Source organism: Pedobacter sp. TM02 (assembly GCF_059705275.1).
Window position 1 is genome coordinate 3,612,291 of record NZ_AP046530.1, and the last position, 13,563, is coordinate 3,625,853.

General features: G+C 41.8%; 16 protein-coding genes, 1 tRNA gene and 1 pseudogene. 4 read left to right on the plus strand and 14 right to left on the minus strand.

What is annotated here, in order from left to right; all coding sequences use genetic code 11:
• The first annotated feature begins 49 nt into the window (after window positions 1-49).
• Window positions 50-886: a universal stress protein gene (locus AC6H1S_RS15495; protein ID WP_497564190.1), complete on the plus strand. Its 837-nt coding sequence runs from the start codon at window positions 50-52 to the stop codon at window positions 884-886.
• A gap of 248 nt (window positions 887-1,134) precedes the next feature.
• Here the strand turns inward: AC6H1S_RS15495 and AC6H1S_RS15500 are convergent, their stop codons facing one another.
• From AC6H1S_RS15500 to AC6H1S_RS15540, 9 genes and pseudogenes are all read right to left on the minus strand, one after another.
• Entirely contained in the window at window positions 1,135-1,629 is a 495-nt protein-coding gene (locus tag AC6H1S_RS15500; RefSeq protein ID WP_497564191.1) for a DUF6691 family protein, read from the minus strand.
• A 9-nt stretch (window positions 1,630-1,638) separates the two neighbouring features.
• Window positions 1,639-2,202 (minus strand): YeeE/YedE family protein, encoded by a 564-nt coding sequence (locus AC6H1S_RS15505; protein ID WP_497564192.1) that lies wholly within the window; start codon window positions 2,200-2,202, stop codon window positions 1,639-1,641.
• A 1-nt stretch (window position 2,203) separates the two neighbouring features.
• Window positions 2,204-2,500 (minus strand): annotated as a pseudogene (trxA, locus tag AC6H1S_RS15510) (thioredoxin); the annotation flags it as partial.
• A 262-nt stretch (window positions 2,501-2,762) separates the two neighbouring features.
• On the minus strand, window positions 2,763-2,969 hold the full coding sequence (locus AC6H1S_RS15515; protein ID WP_199141984.1) for a YgaP family membrane protein: 207 nt from the start codon (window positions 2,967-2,969) through the stop codon (window positions 2,763-2,765).
• Between the two features lie 44 nt (window positions 2,970-3,013).
• The gene (locus AC6H1S_RS15520; protein WP_497564193.1) at window positions 3,014-3,331 is read right to left on the minus strand and encodes a rhodanese-like domain-containing protein; all 318 of its coding nucleotides are present in this window, start codon (window positions 3,329-3,331) and stop codon (window positions 3,014-3,016) included.
• Between the two features lies 1 nt (window position 3,332).
• Window positions 3,333-4,721, minus strand: coding sequence for an MBL fold metallo-hydrolase (locus AC6H1S_RS15525; protein ID WP_497564194.1), 1,389 nt, complete (start codon window positions 4,719-4,721; stop codon window positions 3,333-3,335).
• A gap of 72 nt (window positions 4,722-4,793) precedes the next feature.
• On the minus strand, window positions 4,794-5,585 hold the full coding sequence (locus AC6H1S_RS15530) for a sulfite exporter TauE/SafE family protein (protein ID WP_497564195.1): 792 nt from the start codon (window positions 5,583-5,585) through the stop codon (window positions 4,794-4,796).
• Between the two features lie 59 nt (window positions 5,586-5,644).
• Window positions 5,645-6,268, minus strand: a complete 624-nt coding sequence (locus tag AC6H1S_RS15535) for a Crp/Fnr family transcriptional regulator (protein WP_497564196.1) — start codon at window positions 6,266-6,268, stop codon at window positions 5,645-5,647.
• A 329-nt stretch (window positions 6,269-6,597) separates the two neighbouring features.
• Window positions 6,598-6,671, minus strand: a tRNA-Asn gene (locus tag AC6H1S_RS15540).
• A gap of 144 nt (window positions 6,672-6,815) precedes the next feature.
• Here AC6H1S_RS15540 and AC6H1S_RS15545 point away from each other — a divergent pair.
• A complete protein-coding gene (locus tag AC6H1S_RS15545) occupies window positions 6,816-7,739 on the plus strand; it encodes a PfkB family carbohydrate kinase (RefSeq protein ID WP_199137759.1) in 924 nt (307 codons plus the stop codon).
• Window positions 7,740-7,808: 69 nt separating this feature from the next.
• On the opposite strand, the gene AC6H1S_RS15550 is transcribed toward AC6H1S_RS15545, so the two are convergent.
• From AC6H1S_RS15550 to AC6H1S_RS15570, 5 genes are all read right to left on the minus strand, one after another.
• Window positions 7,809-8,042, minus strand: coding sequence for a cytochrome b5 domain-containing protein (locus AC6H1S_RS15550; protein WP_497564197.1), 234 nt, complete (start codon window positions 8,040-8,042; stop codon window positions 7,809-7,811).
• Complete coding sequence (locus tag AC6H1S_RS15555; protein WP_497564198.1) at window positions 8,042-8,719, minus strand: lycopene cyclase domain-containing protein; 678 nt, start codon at window positions 8,717-8,719, stop codon at window positions 8,042-8,044. The genes AC6H1S_RS15550 and AC6H1S_RS15555 overlap by 1 nt, the downstream gene beginning before the upstream one ends.
• A 132-nt stretch (window positions 8,720-8,851) precedes the next feature.
• Complete coding sequence (locus tag AC6H1S_RS15560) at window positions 8,852-9,379, minus strand: RNA polymerase sigma factor (protein WP_199137766.1); 528 nt, start codon at window positions 9,377-9,379, stop codon at window positions 8,852-8,854.
• Between the two features lie 156 nt (window positions 9,380-9,535).
• A complete protein-coding gene (gene murB, locus AC6H1S_RS15565; protein ID WP_497564199.1) occupies window positions 9,536-10,552 on the minus strand; it encodes a UDP-N-acetylmuramate dehydrogenase in 1,017 nt (338 codons plus the stop codon).
• A gap of 43 nt (window positions 10,553-10,595) precedes the next feature.
• Window positions 10,596-11,189, minus strand: coding sequence for a TMEM175 family protein (locus AC6H1S_RS15570; protein ID WP_199137770.1), 594 nt, complete (start codon window positions 11,187-11,189; stop codon window positions 10,596-10,598).
• A 356-nt stretch (window positions 11,190-11,545) separates the two neighbouring features.
• Here AC6H1S_RS15570 and AC6H1S_RS15575 point away from each other — a divergent pair, with 356 nt between their 5' ends.
• Both AC6H1S_RS15575 and AC6H1S_RS15580 read left to right on the plus strand, forming a co-directional pair.
• Window positions 11,546-12,187 carry a TetR/AcrR family transcriptional regulator gene (locus AC6H1S_RS15575; RefSeq protein WP_497564200.1) on the plus strand — a complete coding sequence of 214 codons (642 nt, stop codon included), beginning with the start codon at window positions 11,546-11,548 and terminating at the stop codon, window positions 12,185-12,187.
• Window positions 12,188-12,219: 32 nt separating this feature from the next.
• On the plus strand, window positions 12,220-13,560 hold the full coding sequence (locus tag AC6H1S_RS15580) for a TolC family protein (RefSeq protein WP_497564201.1): 1,341 nt from the start codon (window positions 12,220-12,222) through the stop codon (window positions 13,558-13,560).
• Window positions 13,561-13,563 lie beyond the last annotated feature (3 nt).

Consider the following 13,563-nt stretch of genomic DNA (forward strand, 5'->3'; position numbering starts at 1 on the left):
CCTTTAACAGGCAAGGGTAATTTTATAGCCAGTACACAAAATATCCTAAATGGAAAAAATTCTGGTTACTACCGACCTATCTGCTAATTCTGCATCAGCAGTTCGTCTTGCGTATAAAATCTCGCAGCTAAGAGGAGCTACTTTGGTAATCGTGCACGTTTACCATGTTTTACGGCCATCAAATTGGCGTGAGCACAGGTATGAAAGCTATTGTAACTCCAGAAGGGAATTTATACTCAACAAGCTGATCAAATTTTTAGGCCGTATCTTTAGCCATATCAACGACCCGGCAACAAACTATGAAATAGACCTTCAGATGAGCCCAAATACAATCACCTCTATTTTAGATTGTGCTACAAAACATCGCTGCATTTATATATGCACCAGTATCCGAGGCGCAGGAAACTCCAAAAAAGTAATTGGCACGATCGCCAGTAAGTTAATTGTAAAAACAAGAATTCCCATAATTAGCATACCTAGCTCTTATAAAGCAAAGGCCCTCCATAGTCTTTGTTATGCTACCGATATGATCAATTATCAAAAAGAGATTAAAAAGATATTGGAATTTGCCAGTCCTCTTAAAATTGCAATAAAGATGCTGCATATTGTTTTACCAACAGAAACCTTGCCTAAAATTACTACAATAGAAACCAGGCTACTTAAAAGAACGAAAGCTGAAATTAAAGTAAAATATGTCTTAAAAAGCGTTAATAATACATTGGATGAAGATATTAATCTCGCCATCAAAAAAGTTAAACCTTCATTGATTGTTTTTTTTATAAATCAATCTACAACTTACTTCGATTCTATATTTTATCCACCTAAGGTCCAATCCTTATCTATTCTTTCGAAAATTCCACTTTTGAGTTTTAAAAGGTATATATAAATTTTCAGATCAGTGATAATAGATCTGCTTGTGAGGAGTATATAGAGCAATTTGAATAAAATTGAGATTCTTAGTTATCTTGGTATCATCAGCAATAATGAATTTTTCAGGCGCTTCCGCAAATTGATTCGTTGCTGTTATTTGCTAACAATGTGAGTTAGGCAGGCAGCAGTAAAAAATCCAGCAAGCTTCAACTTGATTTAATATGGATTAACATGCCACATGAAAGGCTGCAAAAAAGCATAAACTTAATGTGGCAATTTATCCCTTAGCCAACCGTATACCCAAGTGCCCGCAATGGCACTTAAAAGCGTAACTACAATTACGGTTGCCCCAGTGCCAATTTGTGCAAATAACGGACCTGGACAGGCGCCTGTAGTTGCCCAGCCTAAGCCGAATAGCAACCCACCATATATCTGGCCCTTATTGAAGGTTTTGGGGTGAAGTTCGATGGTCTCGCCATATATGGTTTTGATGTTGAATTTCTTGATGAGCCAAACTGAAATCATACCTACCGCTATAGCACTACCAATAATGCCGTACATGTGAAACGATTGCAAGCGGAACATTTCTTGGATGCGAAACCAACTAACCACCTCCGACTTAACGAAAACCACACCAAACAACACCCCTACAACCAAGTATTTTATATTATGATACCACCGATGTGCCAAATGACTTTCGTTAACGCACATGGCGTCCAAAGAACGTACTTCAAAATCTGTATTTGTACTTTGCTGCATAATAATTTTTTAAAGAGATAAAATATGGGGTAGAATTAGGTTGGCCATGATCAGTCCACCTACCATAAAGCTCATTGTTGCGATTAATGAAGGCCATTGCAGATTAGAAAGGCCCATAATGGCATGTCCACTGGTACAACCACCAGCGTAACGAGTACCAAAACCCACCAAAAAACCACCTATAATCATGAGTAGGAAGCCTCGAAGGGTAAGCAATGATGCCCAGCTCATTACATCGGTTGGCACCAGATGATCATAATTAGTAATTCCATAACCTGCTAATTCACTAGCCAGTTTCGGATTGATGTCAATAGGATTGGGGTTCGGTAAAAAATTAATGGCAATTGCGCCACCCAAAAATATACCGAACACAAAAACCAAATTCCAAACTTCTTTTTTCCAATCGTAGGTAAAAAACGGGATGTTAGCAGGAAAGCACGAGGCACATATATGTCTTAATGACGAACTAATCCCAAAAGATTTATTACCTAATATCAAAAGCGCAGGCACAGTTAATCCTATTAACGGCCCAGCGATGTACCAAGGCCAGGGCTGTTTTAAAAATTCCGTCATATTATAGGTTTTCGTTGATTAATTTCTCTAAATCAGAAACCGGTACCACCCCCGATTGTCGCCATCGTATTTCTCCTTTTTTGAATAAAATGAGTGTTGGAACGCCACTTACGCGGTAGGCGGCTGCGGCATTTTGATTTTTGTCTACATCAATTTTAATGATGCTAGCTTTATCGCTTACCCGTTTTTTTAGATCTTCCAACATAGGGGCCATCATTTTGCATGGGCCACACCATTCCGCAAAAAAATCTACTAAAACCGGTTTATCTTGATTGATGATTTCTTGAAAAGTCATATCATTTGTTTTTTGTCTTTCACTTTACCTCCTCGAAGGTAATTTCTTTTGCTGCAACAGACTTATGGTTCCTGGCTTTTGGTGTGTTAGGCAAACACCTATCACAGCAACCTATGTTAAGGACTGCTAATACCGAAAAAACACTGCCCATTGCAATTAGTGCCCATTCTTGGGCTAATATACCTTGCGATATGATAAATATACCTATTACTAAGCGCAGCATACGCATCATATTCCAGTTTTTCAAAACGACCGCTTTCATTGTTTAATTTTTATTCTTGGTTGTACTGATGTTAAACGGAAAATAAAGTGGGCAAAAGCCCATCAACGAAGTGAGGACAAATGCCAAGGCAATTATGCCCAAAATAATAGCTGCAGTTCCCGAAATCACATTTGTGAAGTACAAAGCTGCAATAACAATAGCACTCATGATGCGTAATGTTTTGTCGGCGTTCCCCATGTTTTTTTTCATCGTTTTACTTTTAAATAAGGTTAATAATGCTTGAACGTTTGATTTTACCTGTTTGCTAGTGCCTTGTTTACATTTTGCAGGGCCCCGCCATCTACCACTTGTGGATATCCATTTTGTGCCAATATGCGCTTCGCCATATTACTCCTGTTTCCGCTTCTGCAAAACACCACAATATTTTGTTTGCCCTTCAATTTGGCCAATTGCTTTTGCAAACTATCCAAAGGGATGTTCACCGCACCTTTTACACTGCCCGAAGCAAACTCTTCAGGACTACGAACATCTACCAAAAATGCTCCGTTATTAATTGTTTCAGCTAATATGGTGTTGTCTGGAGTACCAAACAGCAATGAAAAAAGTCCCATTTTATATTGTTTTACCTTCGTTAGCAACCCATTCCTTCATACCGCCCGAATAGTTCTTGACCATACCAAAGCCGTTTCTCTTCAAAATAGAGTAGGCAATTGCAGACCTGTCGCCACTTTGGCAATGGATAATTACTTGTTTATCCCTGCTAATTTTATCCAAATTATCTTGTAGCGTACCCACAAATACATGTACTGCGCCCTCAATATGCCCCTCATTATATTCGGTTAAACCACGTACATCCACAATTTGTACATTATCCAGGCCTACATAGGCTTTAAATGTTTCCAGGTCAATTACATCGGCAGTTTGTAGCTCAAGGCCTAAACCTCCAACACCATTGACGAAGCCATAGCTATTGTCTAGGCCAATTCTCATGAGTTTTCTGGTAATTTCCTCCATTTCATCAGCTTTGGCAACCAAGATAAATTGCTCTTGGTAATTTAAGAACCACCCTGCCCAGGTGGATAGGCTGTTATTATGCTGGATGTTGATACTGCCAGGAATAAAACCTTTGGCAAAATCTACTTTGTTACGTGTGTCGATGACTTTGATCCCATCCTTATACGCCTGTAAAAATTGTGCTGAACTTAGTTCGGGGTGCTTCGGTATTTCGACCAAAAGCGGACGGCTTACCTTGTTCAAGTACTTCATCATGGCAAAGTATTTTGGAGGCTCAGGTTGTCCAGCCAATAAATAGTCTACAAATCCCTTCTCGTCATTTAGGTATTGGAAGGCCCAATTTCTTAGTTTTTCATATCCTACGGTTGAGCTTGGCACAGCGCCCAAAGCCTTACCACAAGCAGAACCTGCACCGTGGCCGGGCCAAACCTGCACAAATGCGGGCAGTTCGGCAAAACGCCGAATAGATTCGTACATTTGCTTTGCACCCTTTTCCTGCGTGCCAATTAACCCCGCTGCTTTTTCCAATAAATCAGGGCGACCAATATCTCCAACAAAAACAAAATCTCCGGTAAAAATCATTACAGGTTCGGTAGTCGCTGGATGATCGGTCAATAAAAAACTGATACTTTCTGGCGTATGCCCAGGTGTATGCAACACCTCGAATGTGAGGTTGCCCACCTGAATTTGATCGCCATGTTTTAATCCGATGTGATCGAATTGATATTGCCAATCTGAACCGCCTTCGTCCGATAAGTAGAGTTGGGCACCAGTTACCGCGGCCAACTCTCTTGATCCTGTCAGGAAATCGGCATGGATATGGGTTTCGGTAATGTGCGTAATTTTAAGATTGTTTTGTGCCGCAATTTCAAGATACACATCCATATCACGTTGTGCATCAATTACAATGGCCTCGCCTTTAGCTTGGCAACCAATTAGAAAGCTTGCTTGGGCTAAGCTCTTATCATATACGTGTTGAAAAAACATAATGTTAGATTTTATTTACAAAGGTGCTACGCTCAATTTTTCTGTACAGCTACTTTGGTTACATAAGCGGGATTATTTCAATATCGTTTCTTTAATTAGGATATAAATACCCATTACCAGCACAAACCAGCCGAATGCAGGCTTTAATTTTTTGCCATCTATCTTAGTTGATAAATACGCCCCAATAAAAATCCCTACCGTCGCAAACAGGGTTACGGCAAGCAGAAATTGCCAATCTATTGGATAATGGCCCAATGAAAAACTAAAGCCTATTAATGAGTTTACGGCAATGATAATCAAGGAAGTGCCAATTGCCGTTTTTATGGGCAATTTTAAAAGGTTAACCAATGCAGGAATGATTAGAAAACCGCCACCTGCACCAATAAGTCCGGTAACCATACCAACAATCACACCTTGCCCAATTATCCAGGCCGTGTTGGCAGGTTTAGTCATTGCATCGCTCTTTTCCCTGCCCTTCCTGATCATGCTGTAGGAGGCGAAAACCATGAGCAACGCGAAAAATACCATGAGCAAAACAGATCTGCTAATTTCAAGATCTCCAACATTCATTACATGTTCAGGAATGGCAGGAAGAATGTAGTGACGGGTTAAAAAAACAGCGATTATTGAGGGGACACCAAAAAACAGCGCGGTTTTACCAGCTATAAATCCTTTTTTAAAATAGGATGCAGAGCCCACTAAACTGGTAGAGCCCACTACAAAAAGCGAGTAGGTAGTTGCCAAAACGGTATCGACGCTAAACAGGTAAACCAATACGGGCACCGTTAAAATACTGCCACCGCCGCCAATTAGTCCGAGTGAAATGCCGATAAGTATTGAAGCCAAATAGCCTGTAATTTCCATTGCCCTGATTTGATAATTTCAAAGCTAGCTCAAATCAAACCCGGCTACGGTTACTTTAGTTACACAAGGATAATTTTATTTCTGCCTAACTGCACTACACCATGGTCTTCCAATTGTTTCAATAGGCGAGAAATGACCACTCGTGCGGTACCCAATTCGTTTGCCAACTGTTCGTGTGTAATGATAATGGTCTTGTTATGGGTTAATTCAGCTTTCTTATGCAGCAGGTTTAGCAACCTTTCATCCACTTTCTTAAAGGCAATGGCATTTACAATTTCCAAGAGTTCTTCAAAACGTTTATGGTACAAGCGGAAAATATAGTCTAGCCATTGTGGATATTCTTTGATAAAAAGAGAAACCTTATCTATCGGAAGAAACAAAATCTCGGCATCTTCTTCTACTTCGGCTTTTACTTTGCTGGTTTCGTTGTGCATACCGCCTAAAAACGACATGATGCAACTTTCGCCAGCTTTGATATAATACAATAAAATCTCTCTGCCGTCTTCTTCCGTTCGTATGACTTTCATACTTCCTTTGATCACAATAGGAATGGCTCGGATGTAGGCATTTTCGTTCAGAATAATACCGCCAGCCTTATATTTTTTCAGGATGCTGTTCTGATACAATTTAGCAATTAGTTCAGGCGACGACTTAAACTCTTCAATTTGTTCAAGATTTTCCATATGTAGTAAATGTAGGAATTTATAATGCAAGGGAGATTACATATTTCTCTAATGATCTAGCTGCAACAAACTATTATGCCATCGTTCACCCAAACCAAGCCAAAGGCATAATTATTCCTGAAGAGTAAGTAGAAAAGTATATTGATTTCATTTATTTCTTTTTAGAGCAGGTATTTAAACTAAAGCGGCTTTGAAATTTTTGAGGCTTTACACCGTATGATGTGCGGACATTGGCTAGAACCATAAATCTGCGTGAAGAGCTGATCAACATGGTTTAAAAAAAACATCAAAAAACAGAAAAGCCTCTAACGATTTCGCTAGAGGCTTTGCTCCCGAAGCTGGGCTCGAACCAGCGACCCTCTGATTAACAGTCAGATGCTCTAACCGGCTGAGCTATTCGGGAGTACCGGTTATCCAAAAACGCCTTGTTGCATATGCTTTGAACATATACCCCTGTTCGTTTTGGGAATGCAATATTAGGGCTTTTAAATTATTTATGCAATATTTGCAGTGAAAAAATTTTAAAAAAAATTACAACTTAACAGATATGAGCCTGATAATCATAGGTACTGTGGCTTTCGATGCCCTGGAGACCCCTTTCGGAAAAACAGATAAAATTGTAGGTGGCGCCGCTACTTATGCCAGTTTAGCTGCTTCTTACTTCTATAACAAGACCAAAATTGTAGCCGTTGTTGGTGATGATTTCGGACAAGACAATATCAATATCCTGAACCAGCATGGTGTTGATACCGAAGGCCTACAGGTTAAGGAAGGCGAAAAATCCTTCTTTTGGAGCGGCAAATACCACAACGACATGAACAGCCGCGACACTTTGGTTACCGAACTGAACGTGCTGGAAAATTTCGACCCGATCATCCCCGACAGTTATCAGGACTGTGAGTATTTGATGCTGGGCAACTTAACGCCGCAAATCCAACAAACTGTAATCAAGCGCTTAAAAAACCGCCCGAAACTAATTGTATTAGATACCATGAACTTTTGGATGGACATTATGATGGATGATCTTTTGGAGACCATTAAAATGATCGACGTATTGACCATTAACGATTCTGAAGCCCGCCAATTATCAGGTGAATACTCTTTGGTAAAAGCCGCCAATAAAATCCTGACCATGGGCCCAAAATACCTCATCATCAAAAAAGGTGAGCACGGCGCATTATTGTTCCACGAAGACAAGATCTTCTCGGCTCCTGCCCTGCCACTGGCCGATGTATTTGATCCAACCGGTGCCGGCGACACTTTTGCCGGAGGCTTTATCGGCTACCTGGCCCAAGTAGGCACCGTAAACTTCAACAATATGAAAAATGCCTTGATTTACGGTTCGGCCCTTGCTTCTTTCTGCGTAGAAAAATTCGGCATCGAACGCTTATTGGAGCTCGACAAAAAAGCCATTGCCGAACGCCTGCAACAGTTTGTCAACCTAAGCAGTTTCGAGATTATTCAGGAGTAATGAAGTTAAGAGTTGAAAGTTGGTCTAATGATTAGCTTTCAACTTTTCACTTTGCACTTTCAACTTTTTTCACTTCAACACGCCCACCACAGTAAATTTCTCAAAAACAGTTTCTGTATGTGGTGCGTCGGCCAATTCGGCGGTCAGGTCCTGCCCAGCCCAATGTTCATAGTGCTTGCCGTTTTTCCACAGCCGACTTTCGCCCACATCGTAAATCAAACCCTTATAGGCAACCCAAATCTGGGGCTTATCCTGTCCATTGCGTAAGGCAAGCTGCGATCTGGTATAAGTTGGCAGCTCCATTATTTGGCGACCCTTTTGCCAAAAAACTCCAATAAATATACGCCCAGCAAAAGCATGGCCATGATATAAAAATGGCTTTCCAGCGGAATATCAACCATATTGATACCCAAGGTTTCCTTGCTATTATAGAACAGGATGGGCAATTTGCCCATAATGCCAAAGCAGATATAAAAAGGTAGCAAACAAACCAGATAGGCCCGGTAAAAACGATACATAAACCTGATTTTGTTGAGGTATTCGATATAAAGCAACAAGACAAACAAGAGCGCAAAAACCACGATTGTATACCAATGGCTGTGGCCAAAAAAGCCAAAGGCTATACAAAGCCCCAGTACCAGGTTGCTTACGGTTAGGCTAAACTGCTGCAGGTTGTTTTTAGGGAACCGGGCATTGAGGTATTGGTAAACATTGATGCCCAAAAAACTAAAGCCGAAACAGAAAAGAAAAAACTCTAGCGGAACGCCCCGATAGTAGACACCGACCACAAACTCAGCGTTAAATTGCCAGATGCCAAAAATATTGAAAATAACTCCGATTGCCGAAAAAACAATACCGGCCACCACTGCCGGAACAGCAGCGTTGTTCAGTTTTTTGAGCCTAAATGCCTTGCTATCCAGACAGAACGTCCAAGGAGCTAGAAAAAGAAAAATATCAAGACATAGAAACAGGTTCTTCATGCAAATGGGTTTAATTTCCGATAGCCAAAAGTAGGATTTTGCCCGCGTTTAACACATATCTTTTTTCTGTGGCAACAGGTTTAACAAAAAAAGGCCCCAAATATTGGAGCCTTTTCGTGTTTTGATAGGTATTTAGACCTCTGTTGCAGCCATGTCTTTGGCATATGTTTTCAGGTATTTCTTTAAAATGCCCCTGGCCACATGGATACGGGTTTTTACCGTACCAATAGGAATGTCCAGCTCTTCGGCAATTTCATGGTATTTATAGCCTTCGAAGTATTTGATGAAAGGCACGTAGTACTCGGGTTGCAAGGTGGCCAAGGCCTTGTGGATATCGCCCAACACAAATTTGCTCTCCACGGCATTTCGGGTTGCGCTGTAATGCAGGTTAGCCGAAGAAATGTCTTCGCTTTGCGTAATCAGGGTATTCGTTTTTACCATGCGCCTGTAGTTGTTGATAAACGTATTGCGCATAATGGTAAACAACCACCCTTTTAAATTAGTTCCCTCTTTAAATTTGCTGTAATAAGTAACCGCTTTAAGCAGCGTATCCTGCACCAAATCATTAGCATCTTCGATATCTTTTGTAAAATTTAAAGCAAATGACTGTAATGAGCCAGAATAATCATGCAATTGGTGGTTAAATTGAAGCTGTGTCATAGTTTTTAGGTTTTAAGTTTTAAAAAGAAACAGAAGCTTTGGAGAGTGGTTCGCCAACTGTTTATATCGACCTTTGTCGTACAACTATGATACCAAAAAAATGACCTCGATCTAATTTTTTAAAAAAACTTACCTAATGAAACAGAAACAGCCTTGTCACAAAATATTTACCTCGCGCTCCAGCGCCACGCCAAACTTGGCCTGTACAGCCTGAATGATTTGTTCTGAAAAATCATACACTTCCTGTCCGCTGGCCCCGCCATGGTTTACCAAAACCAAGGCCTGGTTTTTCCAGGTACCGGTACGCCCCACTACCATACCTTTAAAGCCGCATTGCTCGATGAGCCAGCCCGCAGCCAACTTGATTTTGCCCTCGGCTACCGGATAATGCACCACTTCGGGGAATTTTTGGACAAGTTGCTTAAATTGCTCGGGTTCAATTACCGGGTTTTTAAAGAAACTACCCGCGTTGCCAATCGTTTTGGGATCGGGGAGCTTGCTTACCCTGATGTGAGAAACCACCGCCGAAACATCGGCGATGCTCGGATCAACGATATTTCTTTTTTCCAATTCGGCATTAATGGCGCCATAATGTGTGTGCAACTGTGCAGTTTGGCTCAGGTTAAAGCCTACTTTAGTAATGATGAACTGGCCTTTAAGTGCATTTTTGAAGATGCTATCGCGATAGCCAAACGCACAATCGGCATAACCAAAGGTTTTGATTTGGCCGGTTGCGATTTCGAAGGCGGTGCACCACGCAAAAACATCTTTCAGCTCTACCCCATAAGCCCCGATATTCTGGATAGGCGACGCCCCTACCGTGCCCGGAATCAGGCTGAGATTCTCCAATCCGGCAAAACCATGGCTTACGCAATAGTTAACCAAATCATTCCATACTACGCCTCCGCCGGCACTTACGCTTACTTGGCCACCTGCTATTTCATGGCTAATGCCCTGAATATCCATTTTAACTACTAATCCATCAAAATCGTGCGTAAACAGCATGTTGCTGCCGCCACCCATCACCAGAAGCCTTTGTGTTTTAGCCAGAGGATCGGCAAATACAGCCTGCAGCTCGTCTTCGCTGGCAACGGCCACAAAGTAGCGGGCCTTTACCTCGATGCCAAAAGTATTGTACGACTTTAAGGATACGTTTTCTTGAAAAATGGACATGGTTTTAGATTAGACAGCAAAGGTATACAAAAAGGCCGACGCGTTAAACTTCGTCTTCCACTTCGCGTACCACATTTTCGATCCTGCGATCTGGAATAAGCCAAATCAGGGCTACGAGTACAAAAAGGCCACCTGAAATCCAGGTCGAAACATACGCCAACGGGATCGCTAAAATATAACAGGCCGTAGAGAGCTTGCCTTTCAAATCGCTGCCTACGGCTTTGGCCAACAACGATTCGTTACCATGGTGCTTCACCAGTACCGACATCAGTATAAAATAAGCGATAGAATTCATCAACAAAACGCCTCCGTAAACGGCAACCGGCGCGGCAGCGAAATGGTTTTCGCCCATCCATGCAGTGGCAAAGGGAATCATGCTCAGCCAAAAAAGCAGATGCAGGTTGGCCCAAAGCACCGCTCCGTTTACCCGGTTTACGGCCGTAAACATATGATGGTGGTTGTTCCAATAAATACCCACATAAATAAAACTGAGTACGTAACTTAAAAAAACAGGCAACAAGGGTACCAAGTCTTTCAGTTCGCTTTTCTCATGGGGCACCTTGAGTTCCAACACCATAATGGTAATGATAATGGCAATTACGCCATCGCTAAACGCTTCTGTTCTTCCTTTTTTCATCTTGCTTTTTTTATAGTTTCGAAGATAAGAAAAAGCTTAAAGCAAAAAACCGGTTCGGCTTGCGGTTCGGTTGTTTTTTTAACAGGAAGGCGAGCCTGAATTGCGGCCGTCAACACTTAGGGAGAAGCCGTCAAGGCCGAACCCGCTAGCACCGAACCTAACGAACTCCTCTTTTCACCTGTTCAAATCCTCCGTTCACCGAAAAAAGCTAGACCAGTGTTTGGCAATTGCCTTTTTTTGCTTCATGGAATTAAATACAGACTTGACCCTCATCGAGGAAATAAAAATTTTAATAAGGAAACTTTGGAATTAAAAAAAGTTTCCATAGTTTTGCGCCATTATTTGAAAGGTGAAAGTTGGAAGTTAGAGAATACATCATTGCAGAAGCAGACAAGCTTTTTTGCCAATTTGGCTTTAAAAGTGTAACCATGGACGATATTGCCAAACATTTGGGCATGTCTAAAAAAACGATCTATCGCCATTTTAGCGACAAGGACGAACTGGTAACTATTCTGATCAGCGAGAAGATCAGTACGCAGGATTGCATGGCAAAAGACACTGCCGAAAATTCGGAAAATGCTATTGACGAGATTTTTTTCGCCATTAACAGTACCAATGAGATGCTGGCCAATATGAACCCCAAGCTTTTCTACGACCTGCAAAAATACCATCCCAAAGCCTGGATGATATTTAGGGAGTTCAAGGAAAAGACTCTGCGCGAAACGATTTACAGAAACCTGGAGCGTGGCATCAAGGAAGGGCTTTACCGCGACGATATCAATACCGATATCCTCACGCAGCTGCGCCTTGACCAGGTTGACCTTATTTTTAGTCAGCATGACCAATATACCATGAACAAATACAACCTTGCCCAGATTATGGTAGAGCTTACCGAACATTTTTTATATGGCGTATGCTCTTTAACTGGCTTAGGGCACATTTATGCCAGCAAGCTCAAACTCAAGACGGAGGCTCCGGCAGCCACCACTAAAATTTAAATTCATTAAACCCAAAATAAAACAATTATAACATGCTTAGAATAAAAAAGGCAAAACTCATCCTACTCCTGCTCGCAGGCGCAGTTTTGCCACAATTGGTAAACGCGCAGCAGCAGCTTACCCTAAAGGATGCCTTAACCTTTGCTTTGCAGCACAACAGCAACATGCGCAAGGCACGATTGGATATTGAAGGCGGACGCTACAAGGTGGAAGAAGTAAGGGCACAAGCCCTGCCTCAGCTTACAGGCACCGCCGGCTTAACCTACAACCCCATTATCGGGCAACAAGTTGTCGATTTTGGTGGCCAGTTGCAAACGCTTAAGTTCGGACAGAAATGGAATTCGTCGGCAGGCGTTCAGCTCTCGCAACAACTGTTTAACCAACAGGTTTTCACAGGCTTGCAGGCGGCGAAATCGAGCGAGGAATACTACAACTTAACCGCTCAATTAACCGAAGAACAGCTGATCGAACTGGTAGCCAACAACTACTATCAGGTATTGGTAACCAGGCAACAACTGGAAGTAATTGACAACAACATCAAAAATGTGAAGGTAGTCGAAAACATCGTTAACGTTCAGTATAAAAACGGCTTGGCCAAAAAAATCGATGTAGACCGCATCAAGGTAAACCTCACCAACCTCAATACCCAAAGAGAGCAGGTGATTAACGGGATTACCCAATTGGAAAACCAGTTGAAATACGCGATGGGCATGCCGGTTGCTACCCCAATCATCCTACCGGCAACCGAGCTTACGCAGGTAAGTACCTTGCCACAGCTAGCAGATGCCGTAGACTTGTCTAACCGTACAGAAATTAAGCTTTTGGACAATCAGGATAAGCTTTTGTCTTTGCAAAGGAAAGCTTATGTATCAGAATATTACCCTACATTGGCTTTAACAGGCAACTATACCTATTCTAGCCAGAGCAAAAGTTTCGACTTTTTAAACTCGAGCAGTTCGGCTATTGGTTTTGGCTCTTCGGCTGTGGGACTAACACTAAGGGTACCTATTTTTAACGGCTTCCTAACCCGTTCTAAGGTCCGTCAGGCCGATGTAGCCATCAAAAAGGCCAAGGAGGACAGAACTAACACCACCAACGCGTTAAACCTGGCCTACGAAAATGCCAAAATCCAATTGCGCGACAACCTGGCTACCATCAATGCGCAACGCAAAAATGCCGAGCTGGCCCAGGAAATCTACAAAAGCACACAGAACAACTATAACAACGGACTGGCTTCGCTAACCGATTTGCTGGAAACAGAAAACTCGTTAACCCAGGCCCAAAACAGCTATACACAGGCATTATTAAATTATAAAATTGCCGAAATACAATTAATCAAATCAAACGGAAATATTAAATCGCTAGTCCAATAACAG

What these genes read in the sequence shown, in the direction of transcription:
- AC6H1S_RS15570 (WP_199137770.1), bottom strand. Translation starts at nt 11,189, where the DNA reads ATGAAAAAAGGAAGAACAGAAGCGTTTAGCGATGGCGTAATTGCCATT.
- AC6H1S_RS15555 (WP_497564198.1), bottom strand. Translation starts at nt 8,719, where the DNA reads ATGAAGAACCTGTTTCTATGTCTTGATATTTTTCTTTTTCTAGCTCCT.
- AC6H1S_RS15500 (WP_497564191.1), bottom strand. Translation starts at nt 1,629, where the DNA reads ATGCAGCAAAGTACAAATACAGATTTTGAAGTACGTTCTTTGGACGCC.
- AC6H1S_RS15520 (WP_497564193.1), bottom strand. Translation starts at nt 3,331, where the DNA reads ATGGGACTTTTTTCATTGCTGTTTGGTACTCCAGACAACACCATATTA.
- AC6H1S_RS15515 (WP_199141984.1), bottom strand. Translation starts at nt 2,969, where the DNA reads ATGAAAAAAAACATGGGGAACGCCGACAAAACATTACGCATCATGAGT.
- AC6H1S_RS15495 (WP_497564190.1), top strand. Translation starts at nt 50, where the DNA reads ATGGAAAAAATTCTGGTTACTACCGACCTATCTGCTAATTCTGCATCA.
- AC6H1S_RS15550 (WP_497564197.1), bottom strand. Translation starts at nt 8,042, where the DNA reads ATGGAGCTGCCAACTTATACCAGATCGCAGCTTGCCTTACGCAATGGA.
- AC6H1S_RS15545 (WP_199137759.1), top strand. Translation starts at nt 6,816, where the DNA reads ATGAGCCTGATAATCATAGGTACTGTGGCTTTCGATGCCCTGGAGACC.
- AC6H1S_RS15525 (WP_497564194.1), bottom strand. Translation starts at nt 4,721, where the DNA reads ATGTTTTTTCAACACGTATATGATAAGAGCTTAGCCCAAGCAAGCTTT.
- AC6H1S_RS15580 (WP_497564201.1), top strand. Translation starts at nt 12,220, where the DNA reads ATGCTTAGAATAAAAAAGGCAAAACTCATCCTACTCCTGCTCGCAGGC.
- AC6H1S_RS15560 (WP_199137766.1), bottom strand. Translation starts at nt 9,379, where the DNA reads ATGACACAGCTTCAATTTAACCACCAATTGCATGATTATTCTGGCTCA.
- AC6H1S_RS15505 (WP_497564192.1), bottom strand. Translation starts at nt 2,202, where the DNA reads ATGACGGAATTTTTAAAACAGCCCTGGCCTTGGTACATCGCTGGGCCG.
- murB (WP_497564199.1), bottom strand. Translation starts at nt 10,552, where the DNA reads ATGTCCATTTTTCAAGAAAACGTATCCTTAAAGTCGTACAATACTTTT.
- AC6H1S_RS15535 (WP_497564196.1), bottom strand. Translation starts at nt 6,268, where the DNA reads ATGGAAAATCTTGAACAAATTGAAGAGTTTAAGTCGTCGCCTGAACTA.
- AC6H1S_RS15530 (WP_497564195.1), bottom strand. Translation starts at nt 5,585, where the DNA reads ATGGAAATTACAGGCTATTTGGCTTCAATACTTATCGGCATTTCACTC.